We start from the raw sequence: 18,613 nt of genomic DNA, 5'->3' as shown, positions 1-18,613 counted from the left end.
CTTTATTTTGCACTAGTAAAATTAGGAATAATTATGTAGAATTGCGATATTCAAACAAAAGGAGTGGATTCAATGTCTAACAAGGTGATTGTGCTTTAGGTTCACAGAAGGATATTTGCATTACAGAGATTCCTTTTGTGGACATTGCAGTGCGGGAAACCGTCCAAACAATGTTTACTGGAGGAGATTATTATTAATTTTAACGAAGCTGTTAACATTAGCAATACCCATGTACTGGCGCGGGTATCCGAGCTGTTTCATCTGGAGGATTACAACATTCAGCTTATTCCGCCCCATGAGGGTGGACGTAATGTCGTTTACACTTGCGAGCAAGAGGGGCGTGAATCGCTAATTCTACGGGTGTCTTTTTTGCATGACCGAAAGCGGGAAGATTACATTGCTGAACTGGAGTATGTCCGGTATTTATTTGATCATGGAGCCAGCGTTTCGAATGTAGTGAGTTCCAAGAATGGCCACCTGCTGGAAGAGATCACTTATGGTGAGCATACGTTCTTTGTATGCCTGTTTAACAAGGCGAAGGGGAAGTTGCTGGTAGAGAACTATTATCAGTATCGTGAAGGGGTCCCACTTACGGAATACTACTATAATAGCGGAAAAGTTCTGGGGAAAATGCATCAGCTATCCAAAAGCTATGAACCTGTTCATGGCAGGCATCATTTTTTGGACAAATATAACACGGAGTATATCGAGAGGTTGGTCCCTAAATCATTCTCTCTGCTCAGGAGCAGAATGGCGGAACTTCTCCAAGCGGTAAAAGAATTGGGGTCGAGCCAGGAGACATTTGGCATGATCCATTTCGATTATAATGACGGGAATTATTCGATCGATTTTGATACGGGACAAATCACGGTATATGATTTCGACAATTCCTGTTATGGCTGGTACATGTTTGACCTCGCAGGTATGTGGATCAACGGAGTCGGTTGGGTTCAATTCGAACCTGAAGCGGACAAACGTAAACAGTTCATGGATGATTATTTCCAAACCGTGCTCGCCGGATACAGATCAGAAACCCAGGTTTCTGATGCGATGCTGGAGAAGCTGCCTTTCTTTATTCAAGTCAACCTTCTGGAGAATATTGTGGATCATTTTGAGGTGACGCAGCGCGAAGGGGAGGAGCCGGAAGAGGATGACGAGGTTCTGTTATATCTGATTAAATGTTTGGAAGAAGATATACCCTACAAAGGATTCTTCCATGAGATATATTCCACAGAGGCTCCCTTTGAATATGAGGAACGCTGAAGGGACCTATACGTAAACTAACCCTGAATATCCAATCATTTACCAAGTGAAGAGGCAGCCGGCTTAGACCGGTTGCCTCTTTTGTTGGTCTACGATTACTATTCGAATTTGGAAGGAGGCACATTGTAGAATTTTTTGAATGCTTTGGAGAACGTGAAGGGGTCGGGATAGCCCAGAAATCCGGCAATTTGCTGAATCGTATATTTTTTCTCGTACAGATAGTCTCTGGCCCGATTCATTTTGATTTGATTGATGTACTGCCCCGGTGTGATACCGAGAATTTTTTTGAACAAAGAAATAAAATATTTCTCAGATACGCCAGCAATAACAGCAAGTTCATTCACTCGGATGGCACGATGCAGATTCGCATCCACGTATGGGAATACGTTCTGCAGAACCTCCAGGCTTGCTTCAATTTTCCTCGGTTTTCGGTCTTTCAAGAATTCACCTTGATAGGAGCCTTGCCCATGTAATTCGAAAATTTTGGCGATGACGAGAAGTAGAGCGGCTTTCATGTAAAGTGGACTTCCGGAAGCGCCGCTACTCTGCTTGAACCTTCGATAGGACGAGGTGAACAGCGTTGATTCCTCTTGAATCAGGTTACCAGGTACGATGCCAGGAAGTTGAAACTCGCCGAGAATCCGTTTTTGCTCAGCGATGCTGAAATCAAAGTGCATGTATATGAATCGGCAAAGCTCTCCGGTCGTGGAAGCAGTGTAGGGCATATCCGGATAAAAAAACACGACGTCACCCGGGGCCGCCATATGTTCGATTCCATCGATGGTAATCTTGACAGATCCTGCTGTAATGAACCACAGATCGTAATCAGAATGTGACTTGCGTTCAATCCAATGACTGTCATGCGTCTGTTCCAGATAAGAGCTCATGCGAAGCGTGATATACTCCGAGAGCTCGTCGATTATACTCATATTTACAGTTCCTGCATGCATCGAATTCAGCCGATTCCTCTCTACTTTATGACATCCTTCATTTTTCCCTATCATACCAAAGGAATTAGTCCTTGTTAACGATCGTACGATATGACATCTTTTGAAAACTATCACACATTCCGATTCCCGCCCACTCACCTATAATGAACTTATATCGTTACAAGGAGGGCTAATTAATGAATGTTGCAAGCACACAGCATCCAAAAGTAGTCGTTATTGGGGCAGGAAGCCTTTTTTTCGGTCGTCAATCCATCTGGCAGATGGTTCACTCCCCTTATTTGAATCAGGGAACGCTGGCACTGGTCGATACAGACGAGGAGCGGCTCTCAAAAATGGTAACTCTGGCGGAGATGGTCGCGAGGGAGAACAACGTATCCTTAAAGATTGAGGGATCGGTCGACCGTAGAGAGGTACTTCCAGGAGCCGACTTCGTTGTACTCAGCTTTGCGGAGCAATCGGTGAAATATCGTGGTATCGACTGCCAAGTCTCTCTAAAGTATGGGATTCGCATGTGTTCCGGTGATACCATTGGGCCGGGCGGGATCTTTCGCGCGATGCGGGAACTGCCGGTGATTATGGAATGTGCCAAGGACATCGAGGAACTGTGTCCGGAGGCCTGGGTGATCAACTATATTAACCCGTCAACCGTTCATGGCATCGCATTACATCGCTATGCACCGAAGCTTAAGTCGTTTGCGCTGTGCGATAGTCATCATATGCCGCATAAAAAAGCTTATTACGCCGTAAGAGCTGGCATCATTGAAGACAACAGTCAGTTCACCGAAGAGATTGACCAAAAATTCGATTTCCGCATCGCTGGAGTCAATCATTTCACTTGGCTGCTCAAAGCCGAGTATGAAGGAAAAAATGTGATGCCCACGATCGCAGAAGCCATGCGCAAGATGGCAGGTGAGGAGAACAACGGCGGTGATCGGGGGGCCAAAGCTCTTTTTAACGATGCCATTACCTACGAACTGTATGATATTTTCGGAATCATTCCCACTTGCACGGCGCATACGAAGGAATACGTTCGATATTGGCAAGGTCTTGGCAAGACAAAGGACACGATTCCTCCGTTATCAATCTGGGAGACAGAGGACAGGTATCAGCGGCATGATGAGATGTGGCAGCAGGTGGATGACTTTCTTGCAGGTACTATACCGATTGCAGACTATATGAACACATTTGGCCCGGATCATGCGACCGATATCATTGAAAATATGGTGGGGAACTTGGGCAAGAAGTTCTTTATCAATACACTCAATCAAGGTGCTGTAACCAATATGAATGCAGATTCCTTCCTGGAACTACTATGCGATGTAGATATGGATGGCGCGAAACCACTCCATGTAGGCGAGATGCCGCGTGGGATCAGAGGGATGCAAGAACTTGTACTGGATACGCATGAGCTTACGGTTGAAGCTGTGCTGGAACAGAGCTACGAGAAGTTGAGAAGAGCGATGCTCACTGACCCGCTCGTAAGTTCCATCCGTGACGCGGACCAGATCATTAATGAATTGTTGGAACTGGAACGTCAGATGATTCCGGACGTTTGGTACAAGGATAGACTACAGTACAGCTAGGAACAGATATCGATAGAAGACCACGTCGTTCCTTCAAAAGGATTAACGTGGTCTTTGTTTTTAACATTTGTCATTTGTAATTTAAGAAGATTTTCTATTCCACTTTGAACAAGCCAGCATGGTCTTCATAGTACGAAGTAATAAAATCACGAAATTCTCCAACAGAAACAGATAACCATTTTTGTTTGACCCAGGAGAGGCTGATTGGATAGATCGCTGATTCATCAGCAATTTTTACATAACTTAACCCAAGCGTTCTACATACGGAGATAGGAAGTAATGCAACACCCTGATTAAGTTTGATAATTTCGAGCAGGGTATGAGAATCGACTTCAAATGCAAGGTTGGGGGAGAAGCCTGCTTTTTCACAGAGCATCGTTGTAAACCGGCTGTACTCCTTATTATCTGCAAGGGAAATAAAGGGCTCATTTGCAACAACACTTAATGAGATACTTGTCTCTCCGACGTATGGATGATTTGTTGGCACAACCAGAACAATATCCTCCTCGACAAGCACAACACTCTCGATCTCCTCATCCTGAATCGGATGTCCCGTAATGCCCAGATTCAACTCACCTTTCTTCAAACCTGTAATAATCTCAGCACGCGTCGCTATGCCTTGATGGAGCTTGGTATCAGGAAAAGCGTTGATATAGTCACTAATGAGACCCGTGAGGAATCGTGTATTCGTAATCGAGATCCTGATCGTATTGGATATTTGCTGTTCCTCCGCTGTAATCTCCATCTCTGCATTTTCAATTTCAATAAAAATTCGGTTCACGTGCTTCAATAGAATTTCACCTGAGGCATTTAATTGAATATTTCGTCCTCTCCTGTGAAATAAAGGCGTACCCAGTTCATCTTCAAGTCGTTTAATCGTCAAGCTTAAGGAAGGTTGAGCAATATTCAATTGAGCAGCTGCCTTGGAGATGTGTTCAGTGTAGGCAACGGTCTGAAAGTATTTGAGCTGAAGTAATTCCATTGAATGAATCACACTCCTTATTTATTTTGATAAATATATATAGTACTTATTATGTATTATATTAAATTTAAATATTGATGTAGAATTTTTTTATAAGATATAGATCAAATTTGAAATTGCAAAAACTTAACTAAATTTATAAGGTAGGTGTCTTTGATGAAAATCGATGTGAATAACATAGCTAAAAATCTGAATACACCCCTAACGGCTCCGGCATACCCAATGCCACCGTACAAATTCGTGAATCGTGAATACTTGAACATTATTTACCGAACCGATGCAAAAGCGTTGCGGGCAGCCGTGCCAGAGCCTTTGGAAATTACTGAACCTTTGGTTAAATTCGAAGTGATGTGGATGCCGGATGTATCTGGACTGGGTGCCTATACGGAAGCTGGACAAGTTATCCCTGTGCAATTCAATGGGGAGGAAGGCGATTATGTGCATTCGATGTATGTAGACAATTTCCCCGCGATTGCAAGTGGTCGGGAACTCACCGCCTATCCGAAAAAGCTGGGTGCGCCCAAGTTGTATACCGATTCAGATACACTTGTCGGCACACTTGATTATGGAACGCTGCGTGTAGCCACGGCAACCATGGGATATAAACATGTGGAGATGGAGAAGGAGCTCGCCAAACGCGAAATATGCCGACCTAATTTTATGATTAAGATTGCTACGGACTATACCGGAAATTTAAGAATATGTGATCTGATCCGAACTCAGATTACGGACATCGAAGTGAAAGAGGCCTGGACAGGACCTGCCCGGCTCCAACTGTTCGAACACGCATTGGCACCTCTGGCAGACCTGCCTGTGTTGGAAGTTGTGTCCGCTTCTCATATCCTTACCAACTTAACTTTGAACGCTGCACAACCTGTATACAACTACCTAGAAGAGAAATAAGGAGGACATATAAAATGAGAATTGCAATTGTAGGAGCAGGATCTTTGGGAACCATCGTAGGCGCATACCTTGCGGATGGCGGAATGAACGTTGAGTTAATTGATGCATATCAGGAACATGTAGAAGCTTTAAATCAAACGGGTGCTAAAGTGACGGGTACTACGGAGTTTCAGGCAAATGTAAAAGCAATTACGCCTGATCAGAAATCAGGACAATATGACCTCGTTTTACTTTTGACCAAACAACTCTATAACGATTCGATTCTTCAGGAATTACTTCCATTCTTGAAAGAAGACAGTATGGTGTGTTCCTTGCAGAACGGGATTCCGGAAGAAAAAGTCGCGTCCATTGTTGGTGAAAAACGCGTCATTGCAGGCTCCGTTGAGTTTGGCGCTACGTTTATTAAACCAGGTGTATCAAGTCTCACAACAGAGTACACTCAATTTAAGCAGTATGCTTTTCAGATTGGTGAATTGAATGGTGAGATCACCGAACGAATTCAACGCGTGAAATCGGTGTTGGACCTTGTAGGTGGAACACATATTTCCGATAACCTGGTTGGAACCAAATGGTCCAAATTGCTGATCAACAATGCATTCAGTGGTTTGTCCGCTGCATTGAATGGGGAATATGGGGACATCATCGATCATGAAGCTGGCATTGTGAGTGCAGCTCATATTGCGGACGAGACGATTAAAGTTGCTCGCGCCAATGGGGTCACATTGGTTAAAATGAATGGATTTGATATCGCCTCACTCGAACTGAATAGCGAAGAAGATATCCCTGAACGGGTGAAAACATTACGTTACGTGATGGAACCCTCCAGACTGCTTAAAGCAAGCATGCTTCAAGATCTGGAGAAGAACCGCAAAACAGAGATTGATTATATTAACGGGGTGGTTTCAAGCAAGGCAGAAGGTACCGGAATTGCGACACCTTATAATGATTTAGTTGTAAAACTGGTTAAATCTGCTGAAGAAACACAAACCGTTCCTGATTTTGACACGAATATAAAAGCTTTTGAAGAACTGTTAAGTACACAAAAATAAATTCATATGTTTACACTATCAAGAGAATAACGTCTCTGTGATTCGGTAGATATCGGAACAAGGCCAATGAAAGCGAATAGCGTGTGTCAGATTCATTACAACAAAATCACATTGATTAGGGGTGTCCTCCGTCATATTTATGACTTGTGGGACATCCCTGTTTGTTGTATTGGCAAACAGAGTCGGACTTTCAGGATTTTATAACCAAACTGTGAACTGGAGCGTAATTGATATGGATCCAAGGTATGCCATGAATGATGAGTTGTTATACGGATTCAGTGGGGCGAAAGCTGAGAGGTGATTGCTACAAAAAAACAGCTTGCTGTATAAGGGATTAATAAACGTTGGATAATAATGACATTGACAACTGCAGGTTTTTCCAAAATAATAGGATGTAATTGAATACTGGTACCTTTAATTCAGTCCAGAGAGGCTGGCAAGGGCAGCGGATTTCATAATCACGCGAGAATCAGGGCATATCCCGTCATGGGATGCTCTGTGTCTTCGCGCGGGTTATGATGCAAAAAGAGGCTACTTGTCAGTGTATAACTTGACGAGTAGCCTCTTTTTTCTGCTTTTTTTGGTATCAGATACACTTTACGTTGGGGGTATTCTGATGAGCAAACAAGATCAAGAGTTTTCATGGCAAGCGGTGCCGAAAGGACAAAGAAACAATTTTTGGAAGACGTTATCCGTCATGCTCGGTTTTACATTTTTCTCAGCAAGCATGCTGGCAGGAGGCACGTTGGGCGTCAGCTTGACGTTCATGGAGTTCATTGGCATCGTGCTTGCAGGTAATCTGGTGCTCGGTATCTATACAGGGGCACTGGCACATATCGCTGCCAAAACGGGCCTGTCCACACATTTGCTTGCCAAATATGCATTTGGTGCGAAAGGGTCGTATCTGCCTTCGTTCCTGCTAGGCTTCACACAGGTCGGATGGTTCGGAGTCGGCGTAGCCATGTTCGCAATTCCGGTCGCCAAAGCCATGGATTGGAACGTGTATCTGTTGATCATCGTGTTTGGACTTGCCATGACGGCATCCGCCATCTTCGGTATGAAGTCACTCGTCATTCTCGGTTATATCGCCGTTCCTGCAATTGCCATTCTCGGTGGATACTCCATGTTCGAAGGTGCAGGTACGCTGGGAGGTCTGCAGGGGTTGCTTGAATACACGCCGACACAGTCACTTACTGCGGCGGCCGCATTAACGATCTGTATCGGATCATTCATCAGTGGCGGAACACTGACACCCGATTTTGCCCGGTTCTCCCGGACATCCAAACAGGCAGTTACCGCAACAGTTATTGCTTTCTTCCTGGGTAACTCACTTATGTTTCTGTTCGGAGCAGTTGGCGCAATGGCCTATAACCTGGCTGATATCTCGGAGGTCATGTTCCTGCAAGGATTGATCATCCCGGCGATCATCGTTCTGGGCTTGAATATCTGGACGACCAACGATAATGCACTGTACGCTTCAGGTCTTGGTTTTGCCAACATCACCAAAATTTCAAAGAAATTCTTCGTCGTTGTTAATGGCATCGTCGGTACCGTATTCGCCATGTGGATGTACAACAACTTCGTCAGTTTCCTGAACGTACTTGGCGCGGCGATACCATCCATCGGAGCTATTATTATTGCAGATTACTTCATTGTGAAACGTAGAAACTATAAGCCATTTGCTGACATGTCGTTCAAAAATGTAAACTGGGTAGCGATGGTGGCCTGGGCCATCGGCGTGGCATTCGCCCAACTGGCTCCTGGTGTAACACCACTGAACGCACTACTTGGTACAGCAGTAGCCTATATCGTCTTGATGTTAATTGTTCCTGCCAAAGAATCCAAAGAAATGGGGAAAACAAATGATTATACAGAACGCAAAATTGCGGGGTAAAGAAGGACTATGGAATATTGTTGTGAAAGACGGGAAGTTTGAACGAATCACACAGTCGCAGGAAGTGACCGACAATGAAGAGATCCTCGATGTCAACGGATCGCTGGTCCTGCCACCATTCATTGAACCTCATATTCATCTCGATACAACTCTCACAGCAGGTGAACCGGAATGGAATCTCAGCGGAACACTGTTCGAAGGTATCCAGCGCTGGTCAGAGCGCAAGGCTTTCTTGACACATGAGGATGTCAAAACACGTTCCAAAACGGCATTAAAGTGGCAATTGGCACAGGGCATCCAACATGTACGGACTCATGTGGACGTTACCGATCCAAGCTTGATCGCAGTTAAAGCGATGCTTGAAGTCAAAGAAGAAATGGCTCCATATATGGACATTCAGCTTGTTGCTTTCCCACAGGAAGGCATTCACTCTTATCCCAACGGTGCAGAATTGCTGGAAGAGTCACTGAAAATGGGCGTTGACGTGGTCGGTGGCATTCCACACTTCGAATTCACCCGGGAATATGGCGTTGATTCCATGAAAGTTGCGTTTGATCTGGCCGAAAAATACGATCGGCTCATTGATATCCATTGCGATGAGATCGATGACGAGCAATCTCGTTTCGTAGAAGTCGTTGCCAAGGAAGCCTACGAACGTGGACTGGGCTCACGCACAACGGCAAGCCACACAACAGCAATGGGGTCGTATAATGACGCTTATACGTACAAATTATTCCGTCTGCTTAAGATGGCTGATTTGAATTTTGTCTCCAATCCGCTAGTCAACATTCACCTGCAGGGACGTTTCGACACGTATCCAAAAAGAAGAGGACTGACTCGGGTCAAAGAGTTGCAGGAAGCGGGTCTGAATGTGTGCTTTGGTCACGATGATATTTTCGATCCGTGGTATCCGCTGGGTACAGGCAACATGCTGCAAGTGCTGCACATGGGGATTCATGCGTCGCAGTTACTTGGTTACGACCAAATCGTGAATTCGATTGACCTCATTACCGAAAACAGCGCAAGAACATTACACATCGAGGATGTATACGGTATTGAAGAAGGCAAACCTGCTAACTTCATCGTACTTGAAGCTGAGAACGAATACGAGGCCGTTCGCAAACAAGCTGGCGTGCTTTATTCCTTCAGAGGCGGTCGTAAAATCGCGGAATCGAAGCCAAGGGACACTTCAATCTTTTTTGATGGCAGTTCAGAGAAAGTTACTTTCAATAAATAATAGATATCAGTCTATTGCTATCTGCATGTAAATGATGAAAAATATGCTTCCATTGAAAGTCGCTATTTTAGCGGCTTTTTTTGCTTTGTTGTACTAATTACGCAATGCATTATGCTACTGGAGCCAGAAGAGCGGAAAGGTGCTCCTGAGCAACAACTCAACATTCAACCAACCTTAAGGTCTCCACTAGCAGCTTGCTTCCCGCCTTTTTTACGAACAAAGCTAAGAATCAGCAGCAGAAGTGGTAACAAGCCAAATAAAAAAATGGACATATTGCCGAGGAAATCACCCAATGCTAACGTTTCCTCCAGGTTTTTAGGCAAGTAAGCAATCAAATAAAGCACTGGTAACATCGCAAATTGTATTCCGGTAATATTTTTGAGACGAAACAAATCTCGAATACCAATGGATGCAAAATAGTGCTTAAAGGCATAGGTTGCGAAAATTTGCATCAGCCAAAATACGATGAAAAGCGATTCATAACGCTCAAATAAAAATCCTTCAATTTCAAAACTTCGAACCATATCAAACGTTGGCCACATCCGCGTCTCAACACCCGATAATGATAAATTTCCCACGACTGTCACAATGGTTACCATATATATAATCGTACATATAAGTATGCTGAAAATAGGAGTCTTATTACTTGACTTTACGTCTGTCATGTAAGCTGTGACGATGAGCAAAACTTCATATCCGGAGTAAGAGAGACATGAAGGCTTAAGTCCCTTTAATACAGGCATGATCCCCTCACCCAGGACGGGTCTGAGATTATTGATATCAAACATTTTAGTACTTAAAAGGAACACCAGCGCGAGCAACACCAGCGTAACGGGCAGAACGATTGAAAAGACACGGATGATGACCTTAAGACCACCCGTTAGCATGTAAATACCAATCCACAAACTGACCATAATGGTGACCCAACTAGGGGTACGCTCAAGGATGTACATACTTGTAATTTCAGCCATCACTCTGACTTCGAATGAACATAGAACAATAAAATATACGATAATTAAAAGTCCTAATAGATAAGAAATCCATTTTCCTGTGATCTCAGGAATAAACTCGAACACGGTTTTACCGGGAAATCGACGACATAAAGTTACAAGAAGCAGGCTGATTATGGTTACGACCAGGCCAGCCAGAATGACGGAGATCCATACATCTGGTGTTTTTACCGCCTTGCTAATCGTACGAGGAAGCGTTAGTATTCCTGCACCAAGGATTGAGTTAATAACTACAATTATTACTTCAGAGGTACTGATTGTTGATGCGGATGTCCTCACAGGCTTCACTCCAAACTGGAGAATTTGTTTGTAGTGTTACCCAACTCATCTATTTTATGTAAGAATCCAATTCGATCAGTTAAGCTTATTACCCTTGAAATATATATTATTGTTCTAAACAAATAGATTGATTATGTCTCTCTAATTGTAACAACTAAATCTTATATGAACTTAGTAAAATGTAATTTTTTACATAAGTTTTACATTCAGGTAATGGACCCTTGACCTCGTCTTGTTATGCTAGTTCTGTTTGGAATTACATAAGCCAATCTATTAAACAGACAAGGGAGAGAATTATGATCAGTCACTTCTACAAAAAGATGTTACCCATCCTGTTATCGCTTTCTTTGATATTCGGATGGTTCGCGGGTATTGGGGGAGTAAATTCCGCTCAAGCCGCATCGTTATCTGACCCTGACATTCTGTTAGAACGCAATGCCAATTGGAGATACTTCGATCAAGGGCAGAATCTGGAATCGCAATGGCGTACTTCATACGATGATTCATCATGGGAATTTGGACCCGCCCCGTTTGGCTACAAGGATAACGGTAACGGTATAAGCACTTCCTATTTCGGGCCTCTCAAAACGGAAGTGAGCTATGGTGAAGATAAAAAGTTAAAATCCCGCACGACCTATTTAAGAACAAACCTAACCGTTAATAAGGATGAAATTGATGGCTATGGACAAATTCTCGGTACATTCGGGATTGATGATGGGGCAGTTATCTATGTAAACGGTGTGGAAGTACGTCGCTTTGGCATGCCTGAGGGTGACATTCAGTACTCGACCAAAGCAACATCAAGTCAGGATTTGCCTGTAATGTATGAGGACATAGATCTGACCGAACCGCTAAAAGCCTACCTGCACGATGGCAACAACGAAATTGCGGTCGAAGTTCATCAACAAAGCGACAGCAGCTCAGATTTGTATTTTGATATGGAACTTAAAGCGTTGACGGAAGCGCCTTCACTGGATATCAGTAAAGTAACAGTTACCTTCTATGGTGATGCAACAACGAGTAAAGGCTTCACTTGGTATACACCTCTTGCGTCCACACATAGTACTGTTCAAGTGGTGCCGAACCAAGGAACGGCTGTTGACTTCAATCAGGCCCAAAGCTTCAACGGACGCTCGTCCGTGGCTTCCAACTCTCCGGGAGAGATGGTGCATAAGGCGGAAGCAACAGATCTGATTCCGGATACCTCCTATTATTTTCGCGTTGGAGATCAAGATCTGGGCGTTTGGAGTGAGGTTGGCACATTCAAAACAGCTCCCACTAACGGAGCCTTTACGTTTATTGACCTGACGGATACCCAAGCCAAGGAAGAGGATGAGGCTATTCTATCTGGCTCTACGCTCTCCAAAGCGTTGACCCAGGTTCCAGATGCTGCGTTTGTTGTTCATAATGGGGATGTTGTAGAAAATGGAACGTCAGAGCAGGAATGGAACTGGTTGCTTGGTCACTCCCAATCCAGTCTGATGAACACGACCATTGCACCATCCGCGGGTAATCATGAGAACAAGAATTATGCGTTCTACGAGCACTTTAATCTGAAGCAACCAGACAATGCTGCAACAGTAACAGGTGCTTACTATTCTTATGATTACAGCAAAACTCATTTTATCGTACTGAACTCCAACGAAAATTCCACGGAATACGCGAACTTCTCCAACGAGCAAGTGGCATGGATGAAGCAGGATGTGGAAGAGGCAAAAGCTGCCGGAGCAGAGTGGATCATCGTCAACATTCATAAAGGGCCGTATACGACATCCAATCACGCCACAGACAGCGACATTATCGGTGCAAACGGTGTAAGAAATAAAATTGCTCCGTTGATGAATGAACTGGGTATCGATTTGGTTCTTCAAGGACATGACCATATCTATGCACGGACAAAGCCCATAAAAAGCGATGGCACGGCTGAAGACGTGTCCAAAATTATTGAGACTCTGAACGGACAGCGTATCGAATACGCAGTGAAGCCTGATGGAACGATCTATATGATTCCAGCTACCGCAGGGGCAAAAGTATATTTTAAGAACCAAAAACCAGAACTAGGTGAAGCATATTTCAGCTTGTTCGAGCGTGCTGAAGAGAATCATGCAAGGCAGTATGGTGATACTACAAGCGCAGCCAGAGGCCAGGTTCAGAATTTTGTTTCATTCACAATCGATGGCGACAAACTTACTGCTGTAACGTATGAGGTTGACCAACATACCAATAACGGAGTGCCGTTCATTGTAGATCAATTCGGAATTCTCAAAGAAACGAATACGGTTCCCGATCCAGAACAGATCAACAAAATAACGGTAACGTTCCATGGAGATCCGACCAAGAGCAAAGGTTTTACATGGTATACATCGGATAAACTAGTGCAAAGTGACCTTCAAGTCGTGGAGAAAACATCAGCAACACCTGATTTCACACAAGCCAAATGGTTTGAAGGACGTTCTGCTCAGCCTGCCAATGCTGCAACCGAGCTGATGCACAAAGCAGAAGCGACAGATTTGAAAGCAAATACGAACTATTTCTTCCGTGTAGGCGATGCTTCCAAGCAAGTATGGAGTGCTACAGGTACGTTCCGTACTGCACCGACAAAAGGCAAATTCACCTTCATTGATCTGGCGGATACGCAAGCGAAAGAAGAAGATGAGGCTATTCTTTCTTCCGAGACGTTGGCCAAAGCGCTGGCTACAGTACCCGATGCTCAGTTCGTAGTGCATAACGGTGATATTGTTGATAAAGGTGTCAAAGAAGAACAATGGAACTGGCTGCTCGGACACTCACAGCAAAGCCTGTTAAATACAACCATTGTGCCTTCCTCCGGGAATCATGAGGACGAAAACTATGCTTTTATTGATCATTTTAATGTACAGCCTCCGGTGAATTCTGCAACAGAAACTGGAGCTTATTATTCGTACGACTATAGCAATGCGCATTTTGTTGTACTGAATTCCAATGAGGATTCAACGGAGTATGATAACTTTTCTCTAGAGCAAGTCAAGTGGCTGAAGGAAGATGTTCAGGCTGCCAAGAAAAAGGGAGCAGAATGGATCATCGTCAATATTCACAAAGGCCCATACACAACATCTAATCATGCAACAGACTCTGACATTATGGGAGTGAATGGAGTGCGCTCCAAGATTGCTCCGATCATGGCGGAACTCGACATTGATTTTGTTCTTCAGGGGCATGACCATATCTATGCACGTACTAAACCGATTGATCAGAAGGGGAACTCACGTCAACCAGCAATGATCACGGAAATGCTAAATGGACAGAAGATGGAGTACTCTGTGAATCCTGATGGCACGATCTATCTGATTCCGGCAACAGCAGGTCCAAAAGTATATTACAAAAATCAAAGCACAAGTCTTGGAGAGGCCTACTACAGTCTTTTTGAGCGCGCGGAAGAAAATCATGCGGCACAATATGGCCCGGACCCAAGTGACAACCGCCGTCCAAAACGTAGTCAGGTTCAAAACTTTGTGGGTATTACAATAGATGGTAGCAAACTGACAGCGATAACGTATGAAATTGATCAGAATGTGAATGGGGCCACTCCGTTCATCATCGATCAGTTTGGCATTATGAAGAAAACAGAGACTACGATTCCAGATCCGGGTACATCTAATCCAGGCACATCGAACCCCGGTCCAGGTAATGGGTCAAGCAGCGGGAATAACTCCTCAGGAAATGCTGGAGGTACGGCAACCGATAACCGTCCCGACAACGACGGTACTGGCAACGGAAACAATCCCGGAAATGGGACAGGGACAGGATCAAACCATAATAGTAATAGTGAAAATACACCACCAGCAATGAAAGATACGACTGGGCACTGGGCCAAATCTGCCATTGATAAGGCACTTGCAGCTGGATTCGTAAATGGTTATGGCGATAATACATTCCGTCCGAATCAGAAGGTTACACGTGCCGAATTCATCACAATGCTGGGTCGCGCATTAAATCTGAATAACGTAAACAACAATGTTCAATATACGGATGAAAACAAGATACCATCTTGGTCCAAACCTTATATTGCAGCAGCTGCATCCTTGGGCATTGTCAATGGTTACGCCAATGGTTCTTTCGGACCAGGTAAAACACTAAACCGATCAGAGATGGTCGCCATGATCGTACGTGCAGGCGGAATCGCTACGGATTCTAATGCGAAACTAAACTTCAAAGATGCCAAGGATGTTCCGGCATGGGCAGTTTCGTATGTAGCTTCTGCTGTAGAAGCCGGACTGGTAGGCGGTGTGGGCGGCAATCGTTTTGCACCGACACAGACAGCTACTCGGGCGGAGGCGATCACACTTATTATCGGACTTTTGGAGAAGGTAGAGTAACTTAGAGGAATTAATGCACAAAGAACCAATGGGAGACTTCTCTTCTCTCATTGGTTTCTTTTGTATTATTTAATTTGGATTTCTCATTAAACCATACAAAGAGTAGCCGAAGGGTTGCTTAGTGGGCAATAAGCGTCTCCATGAACAGCTAGTTAAGATATTTCCTGCGAAACTGGAGGGGAGGTACTCCAACAATTCGCTTGAAGCAGGTAGAAAAGTAAGGGGAATATTTAAAACCCACTTCAGCAGCTATACGATCTATTGACCACTCCGTCGAAACTAGCAGCTGCTTGGCACGCTCCATCCTGAATTGTAATAAGTAATGAACAGGTGTGACACCGAATTTCATTTTCATACAGCGAACAATGTAGCTAGGGTGGAAGTGTAATGCCGACGAGAGTTTTTCATTGGTGATCTCTTCCTGATAGTGTTGCTGTATGAAAACAGCTACTTTCTCGGCAAGTCGTGAAGCAGGCGTTTTGGCCATGTCAGAGATGCCATTTTCGAGTACAGCCAGTAAACTGAAGAGCAGTTGCTGCTTCTCCCAAAAGGACTCCCCTACCGGCAGTTCCAAAAGCTGTTGCATCATATCAAATGCGAGCTGGGGGTTTAGCAATGTGGTTTTCTTAGGTATTCGTATTGACTTTGGCTTATCGAATGGCGATAACAGAATGGCTGCTTCCGATTCTTCTATTAAGGGACCTTGATGCCAGTCCACATGCTCAAAATGAACCCAGTAAAACGTTGCTTCCTGTTCGCAGGGCCTGAACGAGTAATGCTCACCTTCCGGCAGTAATACTAGTGCATCACCTGTAGCAAGTGTCCATTCCGTCCCGTTCTCACCGATATGTAGTTCTCCATCTACCACGAGCAGCACATCAAACAGGCCGAAATTTCTTCGATTAGGATGACGGTCACCTACACGGAACGTTGAACGACCAGATTCCCAATAATAGGGAAGAGGCGGGGTTTGTAACGCAACAATGAATTCTTCATTCAATGAATTAACCTCATTTTTTAGTGTCATTTGGTATAGAAAAAAGCTCATTCCATTACTACTCTCAATTTAAGAAAAAGCATATACTCGACTTTATAAAGAGTCAAATTTTATAATTTTGAGGTGTGTATAATGGGACAAAAGCAAATCGTAATTCAAGACCAATTCTGGAATACATATTCCGATCTTGTACGAGAAACAGTCATTCCCTATCAATGGGAAGCTCTGAACGACAGGGTGGAGGATGCTGAACCTAGTCATGCCATTCGAAATTTCCGTATTGCTGCTGGTTTGGAGCAAGGAGAGTTTGGCGGATGGGTATTTCAGGATAGTGATCTCTACAAGTGGTTGGAAGCCGTTGCTTATTCGCTCCGTCATCACCCCGATCCGAGGTTGGAGCAGATCGCCGATGATTCGATTGAATTGATCGCTCAAGCTCAACATGACAATGGTTATCTGAATACCTATTTCACAATTCAGGAACCTCGGAAACAATGGACCAATCTTTACGAAGCGCATGAGCTATATTGTGCAGGTCATCTAATTGAAGCCGCAGTTGCGTATTATCAGGCGACAGGCAAGCGTAAATTACTGGACATCTCTTGCCGATTCGCTGATCTGATTGATCGTATGTTCGGACCCAAGCCTGGACAGATAAGAGCTTACTGCGGGCATCAGGAAATTGAGTTAGCATTGGTCAAACTGCATACCATTACAGGTGAAGAGCGTTATCTGAATCTTAGTCGGTTCTTCATAGATGAACGTGGCACACAGCCGAATTATTTTATCGAGGAGTGGGAACGTGGTAACCGGACAAACATCTGGTCCCATGGAACGCCTAATCTGGAAACGTATCAATCTCATCTTCCTGTTCGTGAGCAAAAAGTAGCGGTTGGACACTCTGTTCGGGCAGTTTACATGTACACAGCGATGGCTGATCTTGCGAGACTAACAGGTGACGACGGGCTGAGGGAGGCCTGTGAACGACTCTGGTCGAATACAACAGGCAAACAAATGTACATTACCGGCGGCATTGGTTCGACACATCTCGGGGAAGCTTTTACGTTTGACTACGATCTTCCGAATGATTCCGTATACGCAGAGACCTGCGCTTCCATTGGCTTGATTTTCTGGGCGCGCCGCATGCTTCAATTGGAAGCGAAGAGTGAATATGCGGATGTTATGGAGCGAGCGCTGTACAACAATGTTCTCGGTAGCATGTCTAAGGATGGGAAACATTTCTTCTATGTCAATCCACTGGAGGTATGGCCAGAAGCAAGTCGGAATAATCCGGAGAAACATCACGTCAAACCCGTCCGACAAAAATGATTCGGTTGCTCCTGTTGTCCTCCCAATGTTGCAAGGTTAATAAGTTCGTTAGATGATTATATATACGATTTATCAGAAGATGAGAGAACGATCTATACTCATTTGTATATCGGAAGCAAAGCTTCCTTCCAACTTGCCGACACCACAATAACATTACATCAACGCTCTGAGCTGCCTTGGAACGGTCATGTTGAATTCTCGGTTCAGCTTCCTCAGAAAGGAGAACCTGTCGAGTTTGAACTTGCGCTGCGTATACCGAATTGGTTCCAGGAGGAACAGCCAGTGTTGAAAATAAATGGTGAATGGAAAGACTTTCATGTTGAGAATGGGTACGCAAAAATAAAGCGCAGTTGGTCAGATGGAAATACAGTAGAGTGGCTACTTCCGATTGAGTCAAAGTTAATTGCTGCACACCCATCCATTCGGGCAGATGCTGGCAAAGTAGCCATTCAACGCGGCCCACTCGTTTATTGCATCGAAGAAGCAGACAATGGAGCACCGCTCACTTCAATCGCGTTGGCTGCGGGGCCACAATTAACCGAGTATACTGATCCAGATCTACTAGGTGGTTGTGTCATTGTAGAAGGTGACGGTCTCGTGACTGACGATAGCAATACATGGCTAGATGGGATGCCGTACCGTTCTTATATTAAGCAGAGAAAGGCTGTACGTTTCAAGGCCATTCCATATTATTTGTGGGGGAATCGCCAGGCTGGTGAGATGAGCGTATGGCTCCGTTTTTAAAGAGGGCGTTTAGGATCACTGGAGGCTTTTTTCGCAGT

Annotated in this window: 11 protein-coding genes and 1 pseudogene; 8 read left to right on the top strand and 4 right to left on the bottom strand. The window is 44.4% G+C overall.

Annotated elements, in window-relative coordinates; all coding sequences use genetic code 11:
- The first annotated feature begins 135 nt into the window (after window positions 1-135).
- Window positions 136-1,263 (top strand): phosphotransferase enzyme family protein, encoded by a 1,128-nt coding sequence (locus AB4111_RS01370; RefSeq protein WP_442029819.1) that lies wholly within the window; start codon window positions 136-138, stop codon window positions 1,261-1,263.
- Window positions 1,264-1,361: 98 nt separating this feature from the next.
- On the opposite strand, the gene AB4111_RS01365 is transcribed toward AB4111_RS01370, so the two are convergent.
- Complete coding sequence (locus AB4111_RS01365; RefSeq protein WP_442029817.1) at window positions 1,362-2,213, bottom strand: AraC family transcriptional regulator; 852 nt, start codon at window positions 2,211-2,213, stop codon at window positions 1,362-1,364.
- Window positions 2,214-2,389: 176 nt separating this feature from the next.
- Here AB4111_RS01365 and AB4111_RS01360 point away from each other — a divergent pair, with 176 nt between their 5' ends.
- Window positions 2,390-3,796: a family 4 glycosyl hydrolase gene (locus AB4111_RS01360; protein WP_442029815.1), complete on the top strand. Its 1,407-nt coding sequence runs from the start codon at window positions 2,390-2,392 to the stop codon at window positions 3,794-3,796.
- A gap of 94 nt (window positions 3,797-3,890) precedes the next feature.
- Here the strand turns inward: AB4111_RS01360 and AB4111_RS01355 are convergent, their stop codons facing one another.
- Window positions 3,891-4,778, bottom strand: a complete 888-nt coding sequence (locus AB4111_RS01355) for a LysR family transcriptional regulator (protein WP_442029813.1) — start codon at window positions 4,776-4,778, stop codon at window positions 3,891-3,893.
- Between the two features lie 156 nt (window positions 4,779-4,934).
- On the opposite strand from AB4111_RS01355, the gene AB4111_RS01350 reads away from it, so the two are divergent.
- The 4 genes from AB4111_RS01350 (at window position 4,935) to AB4111_RS01335 (ending at window position 9,861) form a co-directional block, all read left to right on the top strand.
- Window positions 4,935-5,681, top strand: coding sequence for an acetoacetate decarboxylase (locus tag AB4111_RS01350; RefSeq protein WP_442029811.1), 747 nt, complete (start codon window positions 4,935-4,937; stop codon window positions 5,679-5,681).
- Between the two features lie 14 nt (window positions 5,682-5,695).
- Entirely contained in the window at window positions 5,696-6,730 is a 1,035-nt protein-coding gene (locus tag AB4111_RS01345) for a ketopantoate reductase family protein (protein WP_442029809.1), read from the top strand.
- A gap of 616 nt (window positions 6,731-7,346) precedes the next feature.
- The gene (codB, locus tag AB4111_RS01340) at window positions 7,347-8,624 is read left to right on the top strand and encodes a cytosine permease (protein ID WP_442029807.1); all 1,278 of its coding nucleotides are present in this window, start codon (window positions 7,347-7,349) and stop codon (window positions 8,622-8,624) included.
- Entirely contained in the window at window positions 8,593-9,861 is a 1,269-nt protein-coding gene (locus tag AB4111_RS01335) for a cytosine deaminase (RefSeq protein ID WP_442029805.1), read from the top strand. The genes codB and AB4111_RS01335 overlap by 32 nt, the downstream gene beginning before the upstream one ends.
- 164 nt (window positions 9,862-10,025) lie before the next feature.
- Here the strand turns inward: AB4111_RS01335 and AB4111_RS01330 are convergent, their stop codons facing one another.
- Window positions 10,026-11,150, bottom strand: a complete 1,125-nt coding sequence (locus tag AB4111_RS01330) for a GerAB/ArcD/ProY family transporter (RefSeq protein ID WP_442029803.1) — start codon at window positions 11,148-11,150, stop codon at window positions 10,026-10,028.
- Window positions 11,151-11,446: 296 nt separating this feature from the next.
- Between AB4111_RS01330 and AB4111_RS01325 the strand changes: the two genes are divergently transcribed.
- The gene (locus tag AB4111_RS01325) at window positions 11,447-15,505 is read left to right on the top strand and encodes an S-layer homology domain-containing protein (protein ID WP_442029801.1); all 4,059 of its coding nucleotides are present in this window, start codon (window positions 11,447-11,449) and stop codon (window positions 15,503-15,505) included.
- Between the two features lie 148 nt (window positions 15,506-15,653).
- On the opposite strand, the gene AB4111_RS01320 is transcribed toward AB4111_RS01325, so the two are convergent.
- The gene (locus tag AB4111_RS01320; protein WP_442029799.1) at window positions 15,654-16,505 is read right to left on the bottom strand and encodes a helix-turn-helix domain-containing protein; all 852 of its coding nucleotides are present in this window, start codon (window positions 16,503-16,505) and stop codon (window positions 15,654-15,656) included.
- Window positions 16,506-16,634: 129 nt separating this feature from the next.
- Here AB4111_RS01320 and AB4111_RS01315 point away from each other — a divergent pair.
- Window positions 16,635-18,575 (top strand): annotated as a pseudogene (locus AB4111_RS01315) (glycoside hydrolase family 127 protein).
- Window positions 18,576-18,613 lie beyond the last annotated feature (38 nt).

It is taken from the genome of Paenibacillus sp. 2KB_22, from assembly GCF_052115745.1.
Taxonomy (GTDB): domain Bacteria; phylum Bacillota; class Bacilli; order Paenibacillales; family Paenibacillaceae; genus Paenibacillus.
This window is presented reverse-complemented; position numbering and strand designations above follow the sequence as displayed.